Consider the following 3,829-nt stretch of genomic DNA (forward strand, 5'->3'; position numbering starts at 1 on the left):
GGGCAACGACTGGGGCTGGGGGTCCGGACGGGTCGTCGGGCTGTTCGCGGGGGCGACGGTGCTCTGCGCGGTGTGGGTGTTCAGGGCCGGGTCGCCGCGGGTCGCCGCCGGCGGCGGCCCGCCGTACCGGCTCGGCGAAGGCGGCCAGTCTGCGCTCCATGCCGGTGCCGTCGACCAGGACGTGGGCCGCCGCGACCGACGGGTGGGACTGGATCGCCGCCTCCACCTCGGCCGGCTCGATGCGGTGCCCGCGGATCTTGACCTGCCGGTCCGCCCGGCCGAGGAATTCGATCGTGCCGTCGCCGTGGTAGCGGCCCAGGTCGCCGGTGCGGTAGAGGCGCTCGCCGGTGGCGGGATGGCGGATGAAACGCTGGGCGGTCTTCTCCTCGTCGCCGAGATAGCCCAGCGCCAGGCCCGCGCCGCCGATGTACAGCTCGCCGGGCACCCAGTCGGGGCAGGGGCGCAGGGCCTCGTCGAGGACGTGGAAGGTCTGGTTGGCCAGCGGCGTGCCGTACGGGATGCTCCGCCAGCCGTCCCGGACCTCGCCGATCGGGTGGTGGATCGACCAGATCGCCGCCTCGGTGGCGCCGCCGAGGCTGACCAGCTCCAGGCCCGGCAGGCGTCCCCGGACACGGTCGGGCAGCGCGACGGGGATCCAGTCGCCGCTGAGCATCGCCAGCCGCAGTGACGGCAGGTCGATCTCCGGCTGGGAGCCCAGGTAGTGGTCGAGCATCTGCAGCTGCGCGGGCACGGAGTTCCAGACCGTGACGCCGTGCTCGGCGATCAGCCGGGCCCAGTGCGCGGGGTCGCCGCGGCCCGCGGCGTCGGGCAGCACGAGGGCGCCGCCCAGGGAGAGGGGGCCGAAGATGTCGTAGACCGACAGGTCGAAGCCCAGCCCCGCCAGGCCGAGGACGCGGTCCTCCTCCGTCACCGCGTAGCGCCGGTTGACGTCGGCCACGGTGTTGAGGGCCGCCTGGTGGGAGATCATCACTCCCTTGGGGTCGCCGGTCGAGCCCGAGGTGTAGATCACGTAGGCCAGGTCGCCCGGGTCCGCCTCCGGCTCCGGGGGCGGGAGCTCCGACGGCGGGAGGAGGTCGACGTCGACGAGCCGGGCCCCCTCCGGGCGGTCGCGGACCCACGACTGGGTGAGCACGTGCCGGACGCCGGCGTCGGCGAGGATCCGCGCGCGCCTGGCGGGCGGCTGGCCGGTGTCGACCGGCAGGTAGGCGCCGCCGGCCAGAAGCGTGCCGAGCACGGCGACGACCTGCTCCCAGCCCTTGTCCATCATGACCGCGGCCAGGTCGCCCGGCGCGAACCCCCGGGTCCTCAGCGTCCGGGCCACGCCCGCCGCCCTGGCCAGCAGCTCGCCGTAGGTGAGGGTCCGCCCGTCCGTCACGACGGCCGCCCTGCCGGGCGCGCGGCGCGCCTGGGCGACGACCTCCCCGTGCAGCGGCCCGCGCGGCGACGGAGCGGCGGTCGCGTTCACCCGCTCACGCCGGTCGGCCTGTACGGCGGGCAGCCCGACCGGGCAGGCGCTCTCCCAGGGCCCGTCCGAGGCGGCCAGGGCGCGCAGCAGCCCCTCCAGCGCGCCGAAGGCGTCCTCGACGACCCCGGCGGGGAACACCCCGTCCCGCACGTCCCACCTGATCTCCAGCGCCCCGCCCTCGACCACCGCCTGGCAGTCGATCCACACCTGCGGCGTCTGGCTCCTGCCGTACACCACCTCGGCCAGGCCGCGCATGCCCTCGTGGCCCGACGCCTCGTCGCTGAGCCCGATCGTGCTGGTGAAGACGGCCGGCATCAGCGCGGCGCCCCGGCCGCGGCGGCGGGCGATCTCCCGCATGACCTCCACGCCGGAGTAGAGCCGGTGGTCGAGGTCCTCCCAGAGCCGCTCCTGCAGCGCGCGGGCCCGCCCGTGGAACGTCGCGTCCGAACCGCCGTCGACGGCCAGCAGGCTGACCGTCGTGAAGTCGCCGACCAGTCCTCCCACCTGGGGATGGAGCGGCTGCCGGTTGAGGAGGGTCAGGTTCAGCGAGAACCGGGGACGCCGGCTCCACCTGGCCACCACCTCGGCGTAGGCGGCCAGCACCGCCGTGGACGGGGTCACGCCGTGGGCGCCCGACCTGCTCCGGAACCGGTCCCACTCCCCGGCGTCGAGGGTCATCCGGTGGCGGGTGAAGCTCCGGCCGGCCCCGGCGGCGGCGTTGTCGCGGACCGGCAGCTCGGGCGGCCCCGGCAGCTCATCGACGCGCCCTTCCCAGTAGTCGCGGTCACGCTCGTAGGCGGCGCCGTCGCGCAGCCGGCGGGCCGCGAGCAGGTAGTCGCGGAAGCTGATCTCCAGAGGCGGCAGGACGTGCTCCGGATCGAGGTAGAGCCGTTTGAGCTCGGTCAGCAGCAGTTGGATGCTCAGGTAGTCGGCGATCAGGAAGTCGATCGAGACGTGCAGCAGCGCCCGCCCGTCGGCACGCGTGACGCGCAGCTCGAACAGCGGCCAGGCGCCGGCGTCGTAGACCCGGTGGTCCATCTCGGCGCGGACCCCGTCGACGTGCGCGCTCACCCGTCCGGCGGGCTCGCCGCGCAGGTCCGTCACCTCGATCCGGTAGTCCGGGACCTCGGCCGACACCTGCTGGTAGCCGTCGACGTGGACGACCGCCCGCAGCATGTCGTGGCGGCGGACCAGGGCGCGCCAGGCGGCCTCCAGCCGGGGCGGGTCCAGGTCGGGGAAGGCCAGCTCGGCGTAGACCTGGCAGGCCGTGCCCCCGTAGTCGAAGGCGTCCCTGCGGCCGAGGACGTAGGCGGCCTGGACGTCGGTCAGCGGGAACGGCTCGTGCCGCTCCCCCGGTGCGGGGGTCAGCTCCGGGCCGGGCCGGCGCAGGTGGTCGAGCAGGGCGCCCCTGTGGGCCGACAGCAGTGCCCGCCGCTCATCGGTCATCACGCCCTGCGGCGCCCGGAAGCGGAGCCGCCCGGACTCCTCCCAGAGCCGGACCCCCTGGCGTTCGAGCTCCGCGACGAGCCGTCCGGCGCTCACGCCCCGCCCCGCCCCGGTCCCGCCCGGCTCCGGCGGCCGCGCGCTCTCTCCGGCCCGCGCGGTCTCCTCCAGCCGCGCCGACTCCTCCACCCGCACAGGCTCCTCCGGCCGCACGGCCGCGGCGCCGTCTCTGTCGGTGCGCTCGGTCCGCTCGGTCATATGTCGCCCTCCTCGAAGGCCGCTGTCTCGGTCTCGGTCCGCTGCTCGATCAGGGCCGCCTGCTCGGCGACGGTCGGGCCCGCGAAGATCTCCCGCAGGGCCAGCTCGGCACCGAACCCGGCCCGGATCTCCTCGGCGAGGCGGGCCGCCAGGATGCTGTCGCCGCCGAGGGCCACGAAGCTCTGGTGCCTGCCGGCCCGGGCCAGGCCGAGCAGCCCGCACCAGATCCGGCTCAGCGCCTCCTCGACGGGGCCGGACGGCGGCGCGTCCTCGTCGCTCCCCTGCCCGTCCCGTCCGGCGAGCTCCGCCAGCGCCCCGCGGTCCACCTTGCCGTTGGCGTTGAGGGGCAGGCGGTCGAGCATCGTGATGGTGGGCGGCACGGCGTAGGGCGGCAGACGCCCGGCGAGCCAGTCGCGCAGCTCCGCCGGGCCGGTGCCGGCGGCGGCCACCACCACCGCGGCCAGCCGGCGGGTGGGGTGCCCGGCCGCGGTCACCACCGCGTGCTCCACGCCCGGGTGCGCCGCCAGCGCGCTCTCCACCTCCCCCAGCTCGATCCGGTGGCCGCCCACCTTCACCTGGTGGTCGGCCCGGCCGAGGAACTCCAACGTGCCGTCCGGCCAGTAACGGCCCAGATCACCGGTC

The 3,829-nt window shown here is 75.8% G+C and carries 2 protein-coding genes; both read right to left on the reverse strand.

Going from position 1 to position 3,829, the window contains the following annotated elements; translation table 11 throughout:
* On the reverse strand, positions 1 to 3,187 hold a 3,187-nt coding region (locus tag ACWDS7_RS47175), incomplete at its 3' end, for a non-ribosomal peptide synthetase (RefSeq protein WP_451934626.1).
* Positions 3,184 to 3,829: AMP-binding enzyme (locus ACWDS7_RS47180; RefSeq protein ID WP_451934627.1), on the reverse strand; the 646-nt coding region annotated here is incomplete at its 5' end. The genes ACWDS7_RS47180 and ACWDS7_RS47175, both read right to left, overlap by 4 nt.

The organism is Streptosporangium sp. NPDC003464 (genome assembly GCF_053588315.1).